This window comes from Spiroplasma poulsonii (genome assembly GCF_009866525.1).
GTDB lineage: Bacteria > Bacillota_I > Bacilli_A > Mycoplasmatales > Mycoplasmataceae > Spiroplasma > Spiroplasma poulsonii.
This window is the reverse complement of sequence record NZ_CM020866.1, coordinates 310,678-329,554: the sequence shown is the minus strand read 5'-3', so window position 1 is coordinate 329,554 and position 18,877 is coordinate 310,678. Positions and strand designations below refer to the sequence as shown.

The window sequence follows — 18,877 nt, the reverse complement described above, 5'->3', positions numbered from 1 at the left end:
TCCATTTTCAAATACATAACCTTCAATAAACATATCTTATAAAAAAAGATAAGTAAATTATAGCATATCTTATTTTTGGTTTTCATAATATTTTTTCTTAATTTCACGGAACAAATGATTAACTCCCGACTTTGAAATTTCTAAATTATGTTCACTTTCTAATAATAGTGAAAGGTCTTGTAATGATGCATCAGGATAAGCAACCCGTAATAATGCAATTTTTCGAGTATTATCATTTAGTTCATCAAATAAATTATGATCCAACAAATAATTAATCATAATGGCCTGTTCTTCTCCAGCTTTCATTGCCTTCTGTTGATTTGAAATCTCAACATTATTTAACCGATTAATACTGTTTACCATATCGCGCGAAATGCGGGTATTTTCAAATACTAAAACACTATTAATTGCATCAATTAATTTTAGAAAATCAGAAACTAAAATTGATTTCTTAAGATAACAAACATATTTATCATGTCGCATAATTATTTTAAAAGGAAAATGAAATTTATGTAATAATTTACGAAAAGTTTGTGCGGAAATTTCATCAATAAACTGTACCTCTAAGTGATAGTTACTTGTTTCAGGGGAATTAACACTACCACACGCAACAAAAATCCCCGCAATATAAGCACGTTGTTGACGTTCACTTCAATCAACTGGAATTGTAATAATCTTTTCGTTAGTGTCAGCGTCAAAAATATTTAAGTCTTTTAAAATTTCAGCTGCCCGTTCTTTAATCCGCAGAATAAACGTTTTATGTTTCTTTAATTTTGTTGTTTGCATAATAATAATGTCAATTTCAACGTGGTATAAGTTTTTAAGAAACATATAAATTGTTCGAATAATTGCGTTACTAATTGAACTAACTTCAAAATTAAAATAATGGTTACTAATATTTAATGTCATATTATATTTAACAAAACCACATAGAAAAGCTTTTTGACAAATTAGGTCAAATTCTTTTTTAACAATTTCCTCTTTAACTTCTAACGCAAAACTCATTTTTATCCCTCTTTTAATTCTCGTTTAATAGTACAGAAAAAACCACTAGCTTGGCATAGTGGTTTGGACAATTAACCTTTTTGTTTAAATTCGCGAACCTCTTGTTCAGAATCTTGTATTGGTTCAATTCCCCCATCCTCAACTTTTCGGATTACAACATTTGCTAATTTAATAACAACTTCATGGGCAATTGATAATTGCATATGTTCAAATAATTTTGCCGCTTCTTCAACATAAGCATGAAGCGGATTAGTTTGGGCATAACTACGTAAATAAATCCCACTTCGTAATTTACTTGCTTGATCAATGTGCTTTGTTCAATATTCATCAAACGAAGAAATAATCGCATTTCGTTCAATTTGGTTCATCACATCAACAGGAACATCTTCTGTTCGCGCCCGATAAAAGCCATTCATTTTTTCAGCAAGATATTTTGCAACTTCCTCTCGCGTCATTTTTTCCATTACTGTTTTATCTAACACATTATTTGCAACAACTTTATCATTAACACCTTTAATTAATTCATCATAATAAATAAATCACTCACCATGTGATTGATTTCCAAACATTTTTGTTAAATCATATGCTGCTGAATACTGCATCTTTTTAATAATTGGTTTTAAATCAGTAGCTGTTAAGATTTGATCACGACGAGCATACATTGCTTCACGGTGTTGTGCTAAAACATTATCATAATCTAAAATGTGTTTTCGTTGATCAAAATTCATTCCTTCAACTTTTTTTTGTGCATTTGAAATTGCTCTTGTTAACATTCGTGATTGGATAAAGTCTGATCCTAATCTTGCAAAAATGCGGCGTAGGCAATCACCACCAAAACGCATCATTAACTCATCATCCATTGCAACATAAAAACGCGAAAATCCGGGATCACCTTGTCGTCCTGAACGTCCTCGTAACTGATTATCAATCCGACGAGCTTCATTTCGTTCAACACCAAACACGGCCAAGCCACCAAGTTCTGTTACTCCTGCACCTAATTTAATGTCCGTTCCCCGACCAGCCATATTTGTTGCTAAGGTAATTACCCCCTTTTCTCCAGCTTCCGCAATAATATCCGCTTCTCGTTCATGGCTCTTGGCATTTAACATTTCAAATTTTAAATTAGCATTTCGTAAATAATGCGAAACAATTTCTGATGATTCAACCGAAGTTGTCCCAATTAGAATTGGTTGTCCTTTTTCATGTAAAGTCAGAATTTCTTTCATCATTGCTTGCATTTTTGCATCACGATTTGCAAACATATAGTCTGCTTCATCACGACGAATTAAGGGGCGATTAGTTGGAATCTGAATTACTCGCATATTATAAATTTTAACAAACTCTTCTTCTTCTGTTTTTGCCGTTCCGGTCATTCCACTTAATTTATTATATAAACGGAAAAAGTTTTGATAAGTGATTGTTGCCATTGTTACTGTTTCTTGTTCAATTTCAACATGTTCTTTTGCTTGTAATGATTGTTGTAAACCATCACTATATGCCCGTCCAGGCATTAACCGTCCAGTAAACTGGTCAATTAAAATAATTTCATTATTTTGAACAACATACTCAACTCCATTTTTAAAAACAAAGTTAGCTTTTAAAGCATTTAAAATTAAATGATATAATTCGGTATTTTTAATATCAAATAATGAATTAATTGAAAAAATCTTTTCTGCTTTTGAAATTCCCTCTGGCGTTAAATACACTTGTTTTGTTTCTAAATCAATTTCAAGATCATTTTTGCGTGCCAATGATTTTGCAAAATGATCAGTTGCTTGATATTGTGGAATTCGATTTTGGTGACCTCCCGAAATAATTAATGGTGTTCTTGATTCGTCAATTAAAATTGAATCAGCCTCATCAATAATAGCATAGTTTAATCCGTGTTGTACTTTATCACTAAAGTTTTTAACCATATTATCACGTAAATAATCAAACCCCAATTCAGCGTTAGTTGTATAAGTAATATCACAACTATAGGCTTTTCTCTTTTCATCTTTATTTCCACTACGAGTATTTAACCCTACTGTTAAACCTAAAAATGAAAACACTTGACCATTAATATCGGAATCCCGTTTTGATAAATATTCATTAACAGTAACAACATGGACTCCTTTCCCAGTTAAACCATTTAAATATGTTGGCATTAAGGCAGTTAAGGTTTTCCCTTCCCCGGTTTTCATTTCCGCAACATCACCTTTATGTAGAACAATTCCCCCAATTAATTGAACACGATAAGCATGCAAACCTAAAATACGACGCGCTGCTTCCCGTGCCACCGCAAAGGCCTCAACTAAAATGTCATCTAATGTTGCACCTTGTGCTAATTTCTCTTTAAATTCAGCTGTTTTTGCTTTTAATGCTTCATCAGACAATGCTTGCATTGCTCCATCTAAGGCTATAATCTTATCTGCTATTTTTCCATGTTTTTTTACAATATTGCGGTCGCTAACTGCCATGCAACTATCTCCTCTATTCTACACAATTATAAATAATCATTTTTATTCTATCATAAAAAATAATGTTCGCATAATTATTGCACAATGTTAATTAGCGATAATTCTTATCCTCTGGTTTTCATGAATAAGAATCTCATAAAATCTCACTTATTAAATAATACTTAACATCTAAAACACCAGGATAACTCTCTAATTCACTAATAAAATTAATCATTTCTTTTCCTGACTGAAACCAACATTGAATTGCAAAGTCTTGGTCGTGTCAATGACGTGATGAGTATGAAACATAAATTTTATTATGTAATCATTCTTGTAAAACTTTAATATCAACATCATGCTCAATTTTAAAAAAAATATCAACAAAATTAACATAACCAAAAGCATTTGGGTTAACAAGGTAGTAAGAAAAAAGTTGAGGTTTTATAAAAAATATAAATAAAGTAATTAAATACAAATTAAATTAATCGCTTATTAGAGCGATTTTTTTATTTGCATTATTCATCAGATAGTATCTTTAAAATTAAAAATTAACCTATTTTGCCCTACAAACTAGTTAATTTTTATAATTTCCTTTCTGTGATTTATTATATTTTTTCGGTTTAACAACTAATAATATCATTTTTAATAAAGGTACTATCTGATGAATAATGCAATCTAAAACTTAATATTTTGATGCTTAAAGATGGATAACTCATCTATGGCACGAAGCCTTAAAGAAAGTGTGAAAGCGATTGGATTTACTCTCCTATTTATTTCTTTAATTCTCGGCAAGATTAATCACTTGCGAAATGTCAGAGCGCGTGTTTTTTGGCTTGTTTTCATAAAAAGAGTGTTGTTAAACTGAAAAAAACAATATTGGACATTAAAAAAACAAGAGGGTTGGAGCTCCAAAAGGTTATTTTCTTTATATAAAGTTGTCTAGGGATGGATGAAGCGTAATTAATAACTGGGTAAACTGTTTTTTTTGTTTATTTCCGTGGGGGTAAAACTCTATTAAAATATCCTACCGCCCCCGCTCACCTTCAAAGTGAAGCGAGCGGCGAAGTAATTAAATACTAAAATAAATTATTTACTAAATATCAAAATATTAACCAATAAAGGAATATTATGTTTTTTTACAGAAAGGAAAATATTTTATGAAAAAATGAAATAAAAAAATTAAAAATAAATTACAAGAATTAATGATACGAGCTTATCCAGTAACGGTAAATGATATTAATGATGAAATTTGAGCAACAAATAAAAAGAATTAAGGAGTATAGATAAATGACAGAATATAAAAGTTTGTATATTAATAAAACTTGAAATGAAATAACAACATCTTTTGAATGAGCTAATTGTCAGCCTGTTAATTGTCGTATTTCACATCATAAAAATCATTATGATTTGCAATGTTTAGAATGAGCCAAAATGTACTTAAATTTATTTAAAGACAAGTGAGATGTTATTGCTTCTTATGTGCAATATTATAAAATTAACGATATTTTAGATTTAGCATCAGATGGATGAAAAATATTACAAATTGACAAAAAAATAAAACAAATAAATTAAAATATATTATTGCAATTGACCCTGCTGGAATTGGACAAACTGGTATTATTATTTATAATGTTTTGCAAAAGAAAATAATTAATAATATTACTTTTAATTCCAAAAATGAAGAAGAAGCAATAAATAATATGTATTTAATATTAAATGAGTTTAAAAATAAAATTTGTTCTTATTTAAATAAAGTTATTGTAATAATTGAAGATTATCAACTTCATAAAGGTTTAAAAATAAAAAACCCATTATCTACTCCTAAATTCATTGGTGGTTTAAAAGTTTTATGCAAATATCTATTTAATTTAAATTATGTTTTACAATCACCAGTTATTAAGAAAAATTATTTTTATAAAGGAAATATTAAAATGACAGAACACGAACACGATGCTTGGAAACATTTACAATATTTTATAACAAAAGGAGTTGATAAAAATGGCACAAGCAAAAAGTAATTTACCTAAAAAATCAATAACTAATAAACCTAAAATAAAAAATAAAAAAGTTAATAAATTAGAATTAACTGTTAGATTACATGAAAATCCGATTAAAACTAAAATTAAGGCACTGGTTGCTGGTGGTGTTGAAGTTGATGCTTGTTCGGCTAAATGTCAATGAGACGGATTAAATTACTCAACATTATCAATATATAACCCATCTATTTTAACTGAGTTTTTGAAATTAAAAAAAGATGATGAGATAAAAATTAAAGGCTCAGTATTTAATCAGTTAAATATAAAAACTAAACGCTATTTTTTATCTTTTAGAGTAGATAGTTTTGAAATTATACAAAAAGCAATTAGAAAAAGAACAAACAAAAATATTAAAAAATAAGGAGGAAAAAACATGGCATTAAAAAATGTAAAATATGTTCTTATTGATGAACATGATAAACCAATTAAAAATGAAGATGATAGTTTTGATATTAAAACGGTAGAAGTTATTTTAGAAAATTCTGAAGAAATTAATGAATTTAATACAGGTAATTTAGAGAATAGCAATCAACAAATCAACGAACTACAAACAAAAAATAATGAATTAATTTCACAATTAGAACAACAAACACTTCAATTAAAACAAATTGAAATTAATAACTTCAATAATTTTTTAACTGATAATGACGAATTTAAAAATGTCTTACTAAAATCTTATGATATTAATGATGATATTGAAGTTATTAAAGCACACTTACAAAGTGTTTATGATGAATTAATTAAGGTACAAACAGTTAATACTGGTGGCGTACCAAAAGTAGAAAACAAAGAAAACAATATTTTAGATACAGACAATGTATTTAATAAATAGAAAGAAGGAAGTAAATTATGGCACAAAACCCACAAAGAATTTTCGGAGATATTGCTAATCAAGCAACAAAAAGAGACCGAGAAACATTTGAACAATGATATTTACAAACTTATCAACAAAAATTTAGTTGAGAAGCTTTATTTGCATGAAAAGAAGCAAATAAGTTTGGTTTAACATATAAAAGAAAGAAAAATATTAAATACAATGAAGGTCTAGGAGCAAACGGTCAAGTATTTAATACTGATGATAACCTACTAAAATATTCAACAGTGGAATTTGAAGATGGAATTGTTGAATTAGATACAATTTTAACTTTTGCTCGTAAATTAGACCCCGTAGAAAGTGATTTTAATCCTAATCTTTGGGCTGCCGATATTGAGCAAGCAATGGATACTGAGGTTGCTTATAAACGCAATAAAATTTTAGAAATTATTAATAAAGGAACAGTTACAACTATTCAAGGACAAAAAGCAGATGATACAAATGCTTTACAAATCCACGATGAAATTATGGATAAAATATATGAAAACGGCTTTACCCCATCAGAAACAGTTGTATTAGGTTCGGCTGATTTTATTCGTGGAATTCGTAATAAATTACAGTTACAACTTGGAGCAAACGACCAAATAAATAGCATAATTGAAACGAGTGGAGCAATGAAAACTGTTGAAGGAACAACATACTATATGGTTCCTAAAAAATTACCAATTATTAATAAAGATGGTTCAGAAGGAACAATTGAATTATTATCAAATGGAGTTAATGCAATTGCCTTTAAATTTAGCAAAAAATATGACCCCCTTATTTTACGCAAAAAAGACCATACTCCGTTAAGAGTTGGTGCTGCTGCGTTAGGTACTGGAATGGGTAATATTTTGATTATGGAAAGAGTTTTATATTTAGGTGGAGCAGTAGTTGAATCCAAAGGAATTATTAAACATATCGTTGCAAAAATTAATATTAGTAAAATTAATAAATTAGATAAACCAACTATTCATGTTACAGACCCAACACAAACAACAGCAGAACAATTAAAACCACAATTTAAAGATGTTGTTTTAAAAGTGGTAAAAGCAGTAAATAGTTCTTTAACTGAAAGTGATTTCAATTACTTTATTGAAAGTAAAGGTGAAGATTGACCAATTAATATTACAAATGATAAAACTGTTGAAGTTCAAATTGAAGGTAAAAACAATGCTACTGGTCAAACAAATCCGATTGATGTTAAAATTAAAAATTATTAATAGTACTAAAAAATAGTACTTTTTGGTTTAATAGATATGCCAATTGGAACATCTAAAACAGCCCTTATTTATGCTGTTAAAAAAAAATCCAACTAGATTGTCAATCCAACAACAAGAAAAAAGTTTTGGTTTACAGTTATTAGAATTTTTAGGAATTCAAGTTTTAGCCCTTGGTTTATCAGTTTTAACTGGTGGTGTAGCATCTGCTATTGGTCTTGGTGCGGGATTATCTAATTTTGCCGCAGCATTTATCTCGTTTGGAGTAGAAACAGCAACCGATTTTGCTGTAAATCAAATATACGATAAATTAACATCAGAAGTGACAGTAAAAAGTACTGCCTTAAATTTGTTACCAGCAATTGGTGGTGTTGGTAAATTAACACGGGCTGCTCGCACAACTAGAATTTTAAAATTAGCCAAAGAAAATAAATTACTTGAAAAATTAGGGTTAATAACTGCTAATAATTTAGAAGATATTGTAAGCCAAGTTACGGGTAAAAAGATTTTATCTGATAAATTAATATTTGATTTTACAAAACAGGCTAATAATGAAACTTTATTATATACAATTGGAAAATTAGCACGAAATGATTTTTATAGAGGTTTTAAAGTTTCTAATTTAGAAACAATTAATAATTTATTAAAAATTGAGAAAAATATTCAAAAAATAAGTCCTAAATTAGTTCAAAAAATACCAAGCGTAAATGAAAAAAATGCTAATAAATGATTGTCTGAATATGGGTTAAATATTAATAAAATAAGCAAAATAAATACTGATGAATGATATAAAATTATGGCCAATCTTCATAAAAAAGGTGTTGGTAAAAACCTACTATTAAATGCTAATTTAATGCGGGGCAGTAAAATATTTAATAATAAATTATTAAATATTTTACATCAAATACCAATTAAATTAAATAAAATTTTAAATCATTTAAACCCAAATTTTTATATTCAAAAAGTAACTAAAAAATTATTAGCCCCAATTGAAAAACAAATAATTGCTATTAAACAAAAAGTAATTAATAAAATTACTGATAAAACTAAAAAAATATTATCTAAATTTGAAACTAAGGCTATTAAAAAAGGCCAATTATTACCTTTTGCCTATGGTTCTGATGTTTTTTTAGCAGTTAAAATTGCTCCTTTATCAGTTGCCGGTGAAGTTGCTTTAACAATATATTATAAAAATACGCAATATGCCCCTATTGTCGTTATGACAACTTTAATCAAAGCAGAACAGTTTGTTTTGGCTTCTGAACCTTTTAAATTCTATATGAACAGTGAATGGTTTATTGGCTGAGGATTTAAAAAAGCAAGTTTATTTAATTTAGTTTCTTTTGCTCCAGTTTCTTATCAACAAATCGTAAAAGATAGTTTTAAAATATATCGAACAATTGCTAAGGTATTAAAATTGCAAGAACAATTTAAAAACAATCTTACTAATAAAGATAAAATGTTAAAAACACTAGAAAACAGTGCGGTTACTAGTTTGTTGGGTGGTGGTTTAGCGTTTCAAACATACAAACAATTCAGAGCAAACCAAGATTTAAACAAAACAATTAAAACAAAAACATTACTAAATAGTAAAAAATTTATATTAAAGAAAATATATTCTAAAAAAAGTAAATGATAAGGAGATGATTAAATGTTAAATGAATTATGACAAAATGTTACTTTGGAAAATTATAATAATTTTAATCCAATGACAGGTAAAATTACACAAGTTCCAGTTCGTTATAATAAGTTCTTTAAAGGTGATGTAGAATTATGATTTAAAACATTTGCTTTAAGAGCCCAAAATATGATTAATTCCTATTTGAATTATCCATTTTCAAAATTAAAGTTTGAAACATTTAAAGACCCGTTATTGAAGAAAATATGTATTAACATGGTATTTATTACGGTTGAACACTGAATATTTAATCGTATTCCGATTGAATTCTTTACTTCAGCATCTATGAATGTTGGTGATATTAATTATTCTTCTCAAAATGACCCAATGGCAACATGACAAGGTTTATTGCCCACCTATGTAAAATCATTAGCTAATCTAACAACTTTAAAGAAAATGTTTCGTACTTTTCAAAAAGAAGATATTGATTTAACAATGATAGATTTAGAAGCATATTATACACAATTAGAAGTTGATGCTTTAATAGAAAAAGAAAAAATTAAGATTGACAATAAAAGTATTGTTAAAAATAACAATAATGAAATAAATGTTCCATTTGATAATAAAACTATCATTAAAAATGATGATGGAAAAATTGAAGTTTCAGATTTAAAACAAAATAAAATTACTTTAATGTCAAACGCCAGTAAAAATAATAATGCTGATTTTAATGTTGAAACAGGGGAATTAAGAATTTGAGACCCTAGTTTTGGTGGAAGTAAAATAGTTGCGAATTATGATGTTATCGATGGTGGTGTTGCAGGAATTGAGAGTACAGATGATACCTTTGGTACTACTAAATATATTGATAAATTTTATTTACAGAAAAAAGATTTACCTAAAATACCAAATGATTGAGAAGTTGTTAATACTAGTGATTTTGTTCAAGATTCTAAAGGATATAAAATTAAAAATTTTAATAAGTCAGAATATTATTATCGTTTATGGTGTTATACAACGCTTGAGATAGAACTATATATAATTACGCATATAAATTTTAAAGGTCAATTAGCAAGTGGAATATCATATGGAAATAATCCAAGTGGTTGAATTACCATTCAATTATTTCCTGAAGGTGAGTTTAAATTATCATCAATATCAAATAGTGTTGAAATTAAAGGATTGTATATTGAAAGAAAAAAAGTAAGTTAGGAAGGAGATGTTTTTATGCCAAAAGTAGAAGTTAAAGATGTAATTATGTTTTTGAAAATCTTTGGAGTTTCATCATTGTTTTTTATCGCAGGAATTATTATTTGTTTTATAGGACCTACTAAATTAGGGATTGGTTGACCTGCATATGTAATTATTGGTGCAATGCTTAATGGTTTTGGGGTTGTTGTTTTAATTATTGAAACTATTAGATTTATCAAAACTCATAACAAACAACAAAAACAAGATAGTATTGAAGATGTTATTAAAAAAGAAGATACAAAATAAAGAGGTGTTATAAATGGGATTGTTACCAGCCAAAAAGAAATTAAAAAAAGAATATGATATTGATAGTTACTATCTTAATTTAGCATCAACGATTACTAATCGTAAAAATGTTACTGTTCAAAAACATAATGAAATTTTAGAAAAAAGAATTTGTGAAGATAATGCTAATTTTTTAAATCCACGAGATTTAGAAATTAGCATTTATAATCCACTTACTAATCAACAATTAGATACTAAATTAATTAATAACTTTTTAAAAATGCAAGACTTTACTAATAAGAATTGATATAACGAATATAAAATTAATAAAAATGGTAAAGGTGCATACTTTATTTTTGCTAATAATTCAAAACTTAATTTTATTACGATTGATTTTTACAATGACCAATATGACGAATTGGGTAATTTAGTATCTTGTACTTTTGATTATGATCCTTATATTAAAAATGACCAGAGTGTTTTTATTACTGAAAAATTAGAAATTGATTATATAACTAAACAAGTAAAAGTTATTAGAAAGTTAAAAACACGATTATACAGTACTATTACCGATTTATATATTGATGATGTAAAATGAAATAACTATACAACATTACAAAGAAAAGAAATATTACCACTTAATTTTATTCCAATTGAAATTATTCCTAACAACCCTAATTTTGAACCTTCTGCTCGTTATGGCAAACAATTCGCTAGTATTTTAGATATTATTGCTGAAAAGATAATGTTAGACCCATTATTAAATAGTGGTAAATTTACCATTAATACTAATGGAGTTACTGGTGTAGTTGACCAAGAAATTAGCAAAATGTTAGCTTCATTTATTGAAAATGACTTGTTATTAGTTGAAGGAGACCCTGATAGTAATTTTCAACCAGTAGACTATATTGCTGGTAATTTTAAAGGTGAACAATTAACCAAAATATATGATTGATTATTAACTAATTACTATAAAATAAATCGCCATTATGTTCCCGCAATCGCTAAAGGAGCCCAACAAACTCAAGCAGAAGTTGCGGGAGTAAATATTCAAACAAACGCATCATATGAACAAATGATATATATTAGAGAAATTAAATTAACTGAATTTATTATTAAGTTAATTAAATATGATAATGCGATTTTAAACGGTAGAACATTCAATATTAAAAATATTGACGAGTTAATTGTTGATATTCGTTTACCAGTAAATGCTACTTTAAACAGACAACTAAAAAATAACGAAACTATTATCAATATACCTAATGGATAAGAAGAACAAGAATAATGTTAAAACCATCAGAAAAAATGTTAGCACAATTATCAGAAAATGATGAACCAATTGATTATTCAATTGATAGTATTCCGCTAGATTTTGCTAATCAATCACAATATAGCGACCCTGACTTAGAACAATTATTTACAGAAGACCGTGCCAGAACCTTATATATTTATAAAATTAATAATCTTGTTAAGACAAAAACAAAAACCTACCTTAAACTACTCTCAAAATAGCGTTAAAATCGGTTTTATTGACAAAGATGAATATATTAAAATTATTGGTTATGAAATTAGTGACTTTAATTTTAAATTACAAATTCAGCAAAACACCACAATCCAAGATAATAGTACAAGTTATGTGATGATTGATGAAAAAGATATCTTAATTAATGATATTTCAAAACAAGATAAAACATTTTTAGAATCTTACGACTTAAAAGTAGTATCTATTAATGAACCAATTACCGAAGACAATAAAAATGAATGCTATATCATTGAAGAATACAAACGCCCTTATTCACCAGATGAAGTTAACATTATTAAATCTACTCATTTAGTTAAAGTGACTGATTTTAAATGAAAAAATCAGAATAGTATTCACTTAGTTTTACAAAAATCATTGCCCGAGAATACTGTTTTTACTGGGATTAAAATTAAGTACCCTAAATCAATGTTGTTTGGAAATATTAAGTGTTGAGGTAATGTCAATGGTGTTTATTCTTATCCATCATCAAATATTGAAAATGCTAGTTTAGTTCCATTATTATCAATGCCAATTGAAACTAGTCCTAATGTACGAATATTTCAGTATTGATTTACCGAAAGTTTTTTACCATGAAGTATCGCCCAAAACTATATTCAAGGTAAAGATATTTTAGATTTAGTAAATAAGAATGGTTTAGAAAAAGTTTTATTAAATTATTTAACATATCGTTATAATTATGATAGAAAATTTCAGGGGGCAAAATACGATGAAAAAGGTAATCCTAACAATAAAGCAGCTGAACTACGTCAAAAATTTGAAGGACAAAAACCCGAAGATGTTATTGATGGTTTATTTGAAAACTGAAAATTAGATAATTCTACATCTATTAATGATCAATCTGTTAAAAGATTTAAACAAATTATTTATATGCTTTCAAATTATACGTATAGCAAATATGCCATTAATAAAGGTTATAATGATGATGTTAAATTAATTGCTCCATATTATTTTGAATTAATATCAACCCCTAATTCAACAACAGAAATAGGATATTGATTATTCGAACATTGTAAAGTTCAATTAAATTCATTATATTTTAATTTTAGTGATAACGCCCCCATTCCACCTGAACCAATAAATTATTGACAAGAAGTTTATGCAAATGATAAACCATTTAATACAGTTGATAATAAGTATTATTTTGTTGTTTGAAAAACTAATAACTGAAATATTACTAAGTTTAAAAATAATACTTTAATAAATAGATGACATCCAAGTATTGAAATTGACAGTAAAAATGAAGATGAAAATTATAAATTAAATTTAGAATGAATAAGGGGACATGGAACAATCGTTATTCGCTCTTATAGTGTTATAAGTGATTGACCTGCTCCTAGATTTAAAACAATTTATCGATGAAATGGTATTGATGAACCTCTTAAACCTCAAATTAATCCAAATACAGGACAAATTACAGATTGAAATTTAAAACAACAAAATAACATTAACAATGATGATAATGAAATTAAAATAAATTCTAAAAACAAAGATATTTCAGAAAACCCTATTTATAAATTAGAAGCAAATTATTTTAATTGATTATCAATAACAAATGAATTAGAAACAAACAATATTCCTTCTCTTATTCCAGCAGAAATTAAATTATCTGATGGCGAATATGGTAAATATTTAATTAGTTTAATTGTTTCTAATAACAAAATAGAAGACTATTTAGACTATTATTCACAACGATATAGATTACTTTATTCTAAAACATTTTGAATGGATATGACTAAAAATTTAGTTGTAGATAATATTAAAATAACTTATGATAAAAAATTATTTAATTTAAATCAAATTGAAATATCTGGTATATGAGGTTATGGAAGCTATGATATAAATATTTTTATTGAAAAACCAAATGAAAAAATTATTGAAGGAAAATATATAAACTTAGAATTAATCGAAAAAACACAAATTGGAACTAAAGTCAGCGGAAAAGATAGAGATACATATTTACAATTAATAGAATTTAATGTTTGATATTTATATAAAAATGGTATTGAAGATGAAAAATCTTATTCAAACATTGCGGTTGTTAATTTTCTAAAACAATCAAATAGTGTAATATTTTTATATCCATCAGTAAGAGAACAAATTAATATTGATAATTTACAACTATTTAATAAAAACAATGAAAAATTATCATTAATTACATTAGAAATATAAAAAAGTCATTTTAATAAATGACTTTTTTATTAATTAACTTTTATAATACCATCTTTACCAACAATTAAATTGGGCATATTTGTATCTAAATTTCATCGATAAATTGTTTTAAATCTAGGAGCAGGTCAATCACTTATAACACTATAAGAACGAATAACGATTGTTCCATGTCCCCTTATTCATTCTAAATTTAATTTATAATTTTAATCTTCATTTTTATTGTCAATTTCAATACTTGGATGTCATCTATTTATTAAAGTATTATTTTTAAACTTAGTAATATTTCAATTATTAGTTTTTCATACAACAAAATATCATTTATTATCAATTTGATTAAATGGTTTTTCTTGTGGTGCTATTCATTCTAAAATACCATCTTTTGTATCTATTTTGTATTTTTCTTTTTGTTTTTTTAATTGTTCTTCACTATATTGTGATGTATTACAAGCAACTAAACTGGTTGTACTTGTTCCAATTAAAGTTATTGTTCCTAAAAGACTTAATATTTTTTTCATATTTATCTCCTTTGTGTTTTTTATAAATTTTGATAATTTAATTAAAAATAGGAATAAACTCAATTTATTCCTATTATAAGAAATTTTAATTATTTATTATTTAATATTCTTATATTTAAAAGAAAAGCCATTAAAGCTGGAGAAATTCTACTAGAATTATCATTAACAGGATCTCAAATTTGCACACCATTATTCATATTATTTACTCGTCTTATAAATTCTTGACTCATTGAACCTCAATTAGTTAATAAATTTGAGAAATAGCTTCTCCATGAAATAGGATTATTATTACGTTGAATCGTACTAATTATATTGTTAAATCTAAGTGATTCTGAAGTAGCTAAAATTATACGCATTAAATTTGATGATATATTTATTCTTTGTTGATTGCTATTATTAAAAGATGCTAAAAATCGAAAAGAACTAAATAATGATTGTGAAGAAATATTAAGATCTCCATCAGCGATTAAATTAGTATAACTTCCTCCAAAATTTAAATTAACATTAGTTAAATGATTAATTCCTAAATTTGTTCTATAAGTACTATCTGAAAAATAATAATATGTTCCATCAGCACTATTTTGTCTACCATTATCTTCTCTTAATATAAATCCTTGAAGATATAAATTTGATCTATCAAAAACTAATTCAACAGTATTATTTAAACTAGATAAACCTTGAAATTGTATACCTATAATAAAATATCCATTTTGGTTAGTTAAACGGTAAGTGCCGTTCGTTCTGCCAAATTGTTCTATTATTCCTTCTCTATTTAAATAATCTACAACACTAATTAAAGAATCATAATATTGACTAAGATTGTCATCTCATTCATCTATTACTAAATTTGGTGCATAATTATTTTGATTATTATTACTTGTTCGTCTAACTAATGGTCTAGTTATTAAATTAGGAAATTTTTCTATTAAAATATTTGGCTCTCACAATTTATCATTCATTATTATAAATTTTTCAGTATGAGGTCCGGTTGAAAGATTTCATACACGATTATTTAAATTATTTTTATAATGAAAAATTGTTGAATTTGCTTTTTCTGATCAAATATCAATAGAATAACCATTTTTATAATCAATACCATTTTGTAAATTATATTCTCTAATAATATCATTTAAAGATTTATTTTTATTAATAAAAATTGTTTTAACAATATTTTTATTTTCATCTGTAATACGAATAGTTACTGAAGTATCAAATTTATTATCAGCATATCCAAAACCACCAAATTCAATTTTTTTTGATAAAACATTAAAATCAATTCTTCCTCTTGATGGTCCCCATCCTCATTCTTCATGATTATCTTGAAAAGATATTCTTGTATCTGAATTATTGTAAGGATAACTTATATTAGCAACCAATGTTGGCATTGTAGTTCCACTAATAGTTAATACACTTAATAAACTTAAAAGTTTTTTCATTTCGTTATTTCCTTTATTTAATCTTGCAAATTTTTATCAAGACCTATTGACATTATATATATATATATATATATGCAAGTCAAGCATTTTTAAATATGTTTATTTTAGAAAGGAGGTGAATATATGTTTATTATTGTGATTATACTGCATTAATCTGGGCTCGCGGTGATTTTCGATAGTTTTGTGAAAAATAACTTAAAGTTTAAAAAAACTTTTGCCGCGCTTTTCAAAATACTTGGGAAAAATTCTAAGCGTTAAGCGAAGAATTTTATAAAGGTTCCCAAATTTGTTTGAAAGAATCTCAAAAATTTTTTTAACTTGTAAGTCATTTTATCACAAAAATTTAAGAAAATCAACCGCTCGCCCAATTCCTGCAAATGATTTTTTATAGTCTTAATGATATAATTAAATTATTTAAAGAAAGGAAGTATATTTAATTTATGTATAAAAAAGGAAATAAAGTTAATGTTAAAATAACAAACGTTACACCTTATGGTGCTTTTTGTAGAGCAGAAAAGGCTGATGGTTTAATCCATATTAGTGAAGTTTCAGATTACTTTGTTAAAGATATTAAAGATTTTTTTGATATTGGTGATGAAATTGAAGTTGAGGTGTTAGATTTTAATACAGTTAGAAAACATCTTAAATTAAGTTATAAAAATTGTCATCCTGAACTATTGAAAAATGATGATGGTAATGAAATACAAGAAAAATCACCTAGTTTAGAAAAGTCATTAAATACCAATTATTTAATAAATAAAAAGTAAATAAAATTTATAAATGTTAGAAGGTTTTAAAAACCTTTTTTATATTCTCATTTTAAAACGATATGGATAAGAACCATAAAACAAAGCATCATATGGGTCATGATACATTTTACTATCGGGTGTGTTTGTTTTGGTGTCACTAAATCTTAGTTAACTAATGCATTTATCTAAAAATGGAAAGTTATCTAATGTGCCATATATTTTGCCTTGAACAAACATTTTTCTTATTCATGTTACACGATTTATTATACCTGCTTCTTTATTAAGGGATGTCTGATGTTTTTTGGCTTTAAACATTTTAATTTTATAACCCAAATAAGGATAAATATCTTCTTGTAATTTTTGCATAAAGTCGTGGGCATTAATATCATAATGAAATGTAGCATATTCAAAATCATCAAATTTATCAAATGTATTAATTATTCATTGTCCATAATATTCAACTATTTCATTTAAATTCATTGTGTTTTTAGGTGTAACAACATTTTCTTCAATTAAATATTTATCATATTCATTATTTTCATTAATTTTATAACCACTAAATAAAAACACTGTATGGTCTTCACTACCATTAGCATAATCCACACCAATTGAATAACTATCAAATTGATACTGTTTTGTATTGGAATTATAAAAATCTTGTAAATTATACTCTTTAATATATTTACGATAATTTCGTAAAACATAAATACTGGGGTCATTATCGTTATATTCAAAACCGTAGTATTCAAGTTCAAATAAATCAGGTCGCTCTTCTTTATTTGCTAAAACAAGTTTTTTAGTAATATCAGGTATTTTATTTCATACAGAACCCATTGTTAATCGTAAATTAAAAATACCCAAACCATTAAATGCTTGTTTGTTTTCTGAATATACTTGGTTATGTTCTTTTAAAATATTTTTAATTCTTTCATTTAAGGGTAAATATGGGGTTACAAATTTTTCATAAAATACATGGTATTTATCAAAAGGATTAAAAGTAAATTGATTAGAATATGTTTTATGAAAATATGTTGTTACTGTTATATGTTGTTTTGCTATGTTATCTCATTCTTGAAATGTCCAAGATAATTCTTTTACAGGAATAGAATTATCTAGATTATATTGTTCATTATTATTTTCATCGGTATATTTTTCATAAGATACTTTTAAACTTTTAGAACGAAACATTGAAACTCTTAAATTATTATATCTTTTATCTAATTCTTTATCAGTTAAGATTTCTTTTTCTTCGGCATGTATCATTTCATCTGTTCACGCCGATATAATACCGCTACCTTTACCAACTTTACCCATAATTTTATTACCATTAGCATAACCCGCAAAAGCAATGCGAACACCACTAGGAAAAACAATCTCGCCGCCTTCTTTAACATTTTTAGGTCAAACAATACCATTTTCATTGTCGGGTCCTATATCAATCCCATATTTATCATATAGATAATTACAGACATTAATTGTATCGCCAAATGTAGTATCTTCGTGGGTGTTGGCATATCTTCGTAAAATATTAGATGAAGCATCTGTAAAATTACAAGCAAAAAATAATTTTTCTGCTAAATGATTTCATGTTTTATTAGTACCACGCCCCGCTGAAACAAACTTAAAAAAAGTTGGCGAAGTAAAATATCGGGCATAACTATCACCAACAAATTCTTTAAATACTTCTCAATCAAAACCAAAATTATAGTCACTAAAATTCAAATCATATTTTTTATTTAAATGTTCATAAATAGTAATTCGTTTTTTGTTATTAATTTTTGTAAAATCCTGCATTTTTCATGTACCCCCATTTTGA

At 26.3% G+C, this 18,877-nt stretch carries 18 protein-coding genes; 12 read left to right on the top strand and 6 right to left on the bottom strand.

Annotated features, from left to right (window positions below; all coding sequences use genetic code 4):
• Nucleotides 1-69: 69 nt before the first annotated feature.
• From whiA to MSROBK_RS01755, 3 genes are all read right to left on the bottom strand, one after another.
• Entirely contained in the window at nucleotides 70-1,005 is a 936-nt protein-coding gene (gene whiA / locus MSROBK_RS01765; protein ID WP_040092776.1) for a DNA-binding protein WhiA, read from the bottom strand.
• A 71-nt stretch (nucleotides 1,006-1,076) separates the two neighbouring features.
• Nucleotides 1,077-3,464, bottom strand: coding sequence for a preprotein translocase subunit SecA (gene secA / locus MSROBK_RS01760; RefSeq protein WP_040092774.1), 2,388 nt, complete (start codon nucleotides 3,462-3,464; stop codon nucleotides 1,077-1,079).
• A 91-nt stretch (nucleotides 3,465-3,555) separates the two neighbouring features.
• A complete protein-coding gene (locus MSROBK_RS01755; RefSeq protein WP_040092772.1) occupies nucleotides 3,556-3,918 on the bottom strand; it encodes a hypothetical protein in 363 nt (120 codons plus the stop codon).
• 812 nt (nucleotides 3,919-4,730) lie between these two features.
• On the opposite strand from MSROBK_RS01755, the gene MSROBK_RS01750 reads away from it, so the two are divergent.
• The 11 genes from MSROBK_RS01750 to MSROBK_RS01700 all read left to right on the top strand — a co-directional run bounded on the left by MSROBK_RS01750 (nucleotide 4,731) and on the right by MSROBK_RS01700 (nucleotide 14,361).
• Nucleotides 4,731-5,015, top strand: coding sequence for a hypothetical protein (locus tag MSROBK_RS01750; RefSeq protein ID WP_040092769.1), 285 nt, complete (start codon nucleotides 4,731-4,733; stop codon nucleotides 5,013-5,015).
• A complete protein-coding gene (locus MSROBK_RS01745; protein WP_040092455.1) occupies nucleotides 4,970-5,461 on the top strand; it encodes a hypothetical protein in 492 nt (163 codons plus the stop codon). Before MSROBK_RS01750 ends, MSROBK_RS01745 begins: the two co-directional genes overlap by 46 nt.
• The gene (locus MSROBK_RS01740; protein WP_040092456.1) at nucleotides 5,442-5,840 is read left to right on the top strand and encodes a hypothetical protein; all 399 of its coding nucleotides are present in this window, start codon (nucleotides 5,442-5,444) and stop codon (nucleotides 5,838-5,840) included. Before MSROBK_RS01745 ends, MSROBK_RS01740 begins: the two co-directional genes overlap by 20 nt.
• Nucleotides 5,841-5,852: 12 nt before the next feature.
• Nucleotides 5,853-6,311: a hypothetical protein gene (locus tag MSROBK_RS01735; RefSeq protein WP_040092457.1), complete on the top strand. Its 459-nt coding sequence runs from the start codon at nucleotides 5,853-5,855 to the stop codon at nucleotides 6,309-6,311.
• A gap of 17 nt (nucleotides 6,312-6,328) precedes the next feature.
• Nucleotides 6,329-7,555: a hypothetical protein gene (locus tag MSROBK_RS01730; protein WP_040092766.1), complete on the top strand. Its 1,227-nt coding sequence runs from the start codon at nucleotides 6,329-6,331 to the stop codon at nucleotides 7,553-7,555.
• Between the two features lie 70 nt (nucleotides 7,556-7,625).
• Nucleotides 7,626-9,191, top strand: coding sequence for a hypothetical protein (locus MSROBK_RS01725; protein WP_040092764.1), 1,566 nt, complete (start codon nucleotides 7,626-7,628; stop codon nucleotides 9,189-9,191).
• A gap of 12 nt (nucleotides 9,192-9,203) precedes the next feature.
• Nucleotides 9,204-10,382: a hypothetical protein gene (locus MSROBK_RS01720; RefSeq protein ID WP_040092763.1), complete on the top strand. Its 1,179-nt coding sequence runs from the start codon at nucleotides 9,204-9,206 to the stop codon at nucleotides 10,380-10,382.
• A gap of 15 nt (nucleotides 10,383-10,397) precedes the next feature.
• Nucleotides 10,398-10,667 (top strand): hypothetical protein, encoded by a 270-nt coding sequence (locus tag MSROBK_RS01715; RefSeq protein WP_040092761.1) that lies wholly within the window; start codon nucleotides 10,398-10,400, stop codon nucleotides 10,665-10,667.
• 13 nt (nucleotides 10,668-10,680) lie between these two features.
• Nucleotides 10,681-11,919: a hypothetical protein gene (locus MSROBK_RS01710; protein ID WP_040092759.1), complete on the top strand. Its 1,239-nt coding sequence runs from the start codon at nucleotides 10,681-10,683 to the stop codon at nucleotides 11,917-11,919.
• 14 nt (nucleotides 11,920-11,933) lie between these two features.
• Entirely contained in the window at nucleotides 11,934-12,161 is a 228-nt protein-coding gene (locus MSROBK_RS01705; RefSeq protein WP_040092756.1) for a hypothetical protein, read from the top strand.
• Nucleotides 12,115-14,361 (top strand): hypothetical protein, encoded by a 2,247-nt coding sequence (locus tag MSROBK_RS01700; protein WP_040092754.1) that lies wholly within the window; start codon nucleotides 12,115-12,117, stop codon nucleotides 14,359-14,361. Before MSROBK_RS01705 ends, MSROBK_RS01700 begins: the two co-directional genes overlap by 47 nt.
• A gap of 203 nt (nucleotides 14,362-14,564) precedes the next feature.
• On the opposite strand, the gene MSROBK_RS01695 is transcribed toward MSROBK_RS01700, so the two are convergent.
• Nucleotides 14,565-14,876 (bottom strand): lipoprotein, encoded by a 312-nt coding sequence (locus MSROBK_RS01695; RefSeq protein WP_040092752.1) that lies wholly within the window; start codon nucleotides 14,874-14,876, stop codon nucleotides 14,565-14,567.
• 89 nt (nucleotides 14,877-14,965) lie between these two features.
• Entirely contained in the window at nucleotides 14,966-16,312 is a 1,347-nt protein-coding gene (locus MSROBK_RS01690) for a ribosome-inactivating family protein (protein ID WP_040092751.1), read from the bottom strand.
• A gap of 440 nt (nucleotides 16,313-16,752) precedes the next feature.
• Between MSROBK_RS01690 and MSROBK_RS01685 the strand changes: the two genes are divergently transcribed.
• Complete coding sequence (locus MSROBK_RS01685; RefSeq protein WP_040092749.1) at nucleotides 16,753-17,079, top strand: S1 RNA-binding domain-containing protein; 327 nt, start codon at nucleotides 16,753-16,755, stop codon at nucleotides 17,077-17,079.
• 150 nt (nucleotides 17,080-17,229) lie between these two features.
• Here MSROBK_RS01685 and MSROBK_RS01680 read toward each other — a convergent pair whose 3' ends face one another.
• A complete protein-coding gene (locus tag MSROBK_RS01680; protein WP_040092747.1) occupies nucleotides 17,230-18,855 on the bottom strand; it encodes a hypothetical protein in 1,626 nt (541 codons plus the stop codon).
• Between the last annotated feature and the right edge of the window lie 22 nt (nucleotides 18,856-18,877).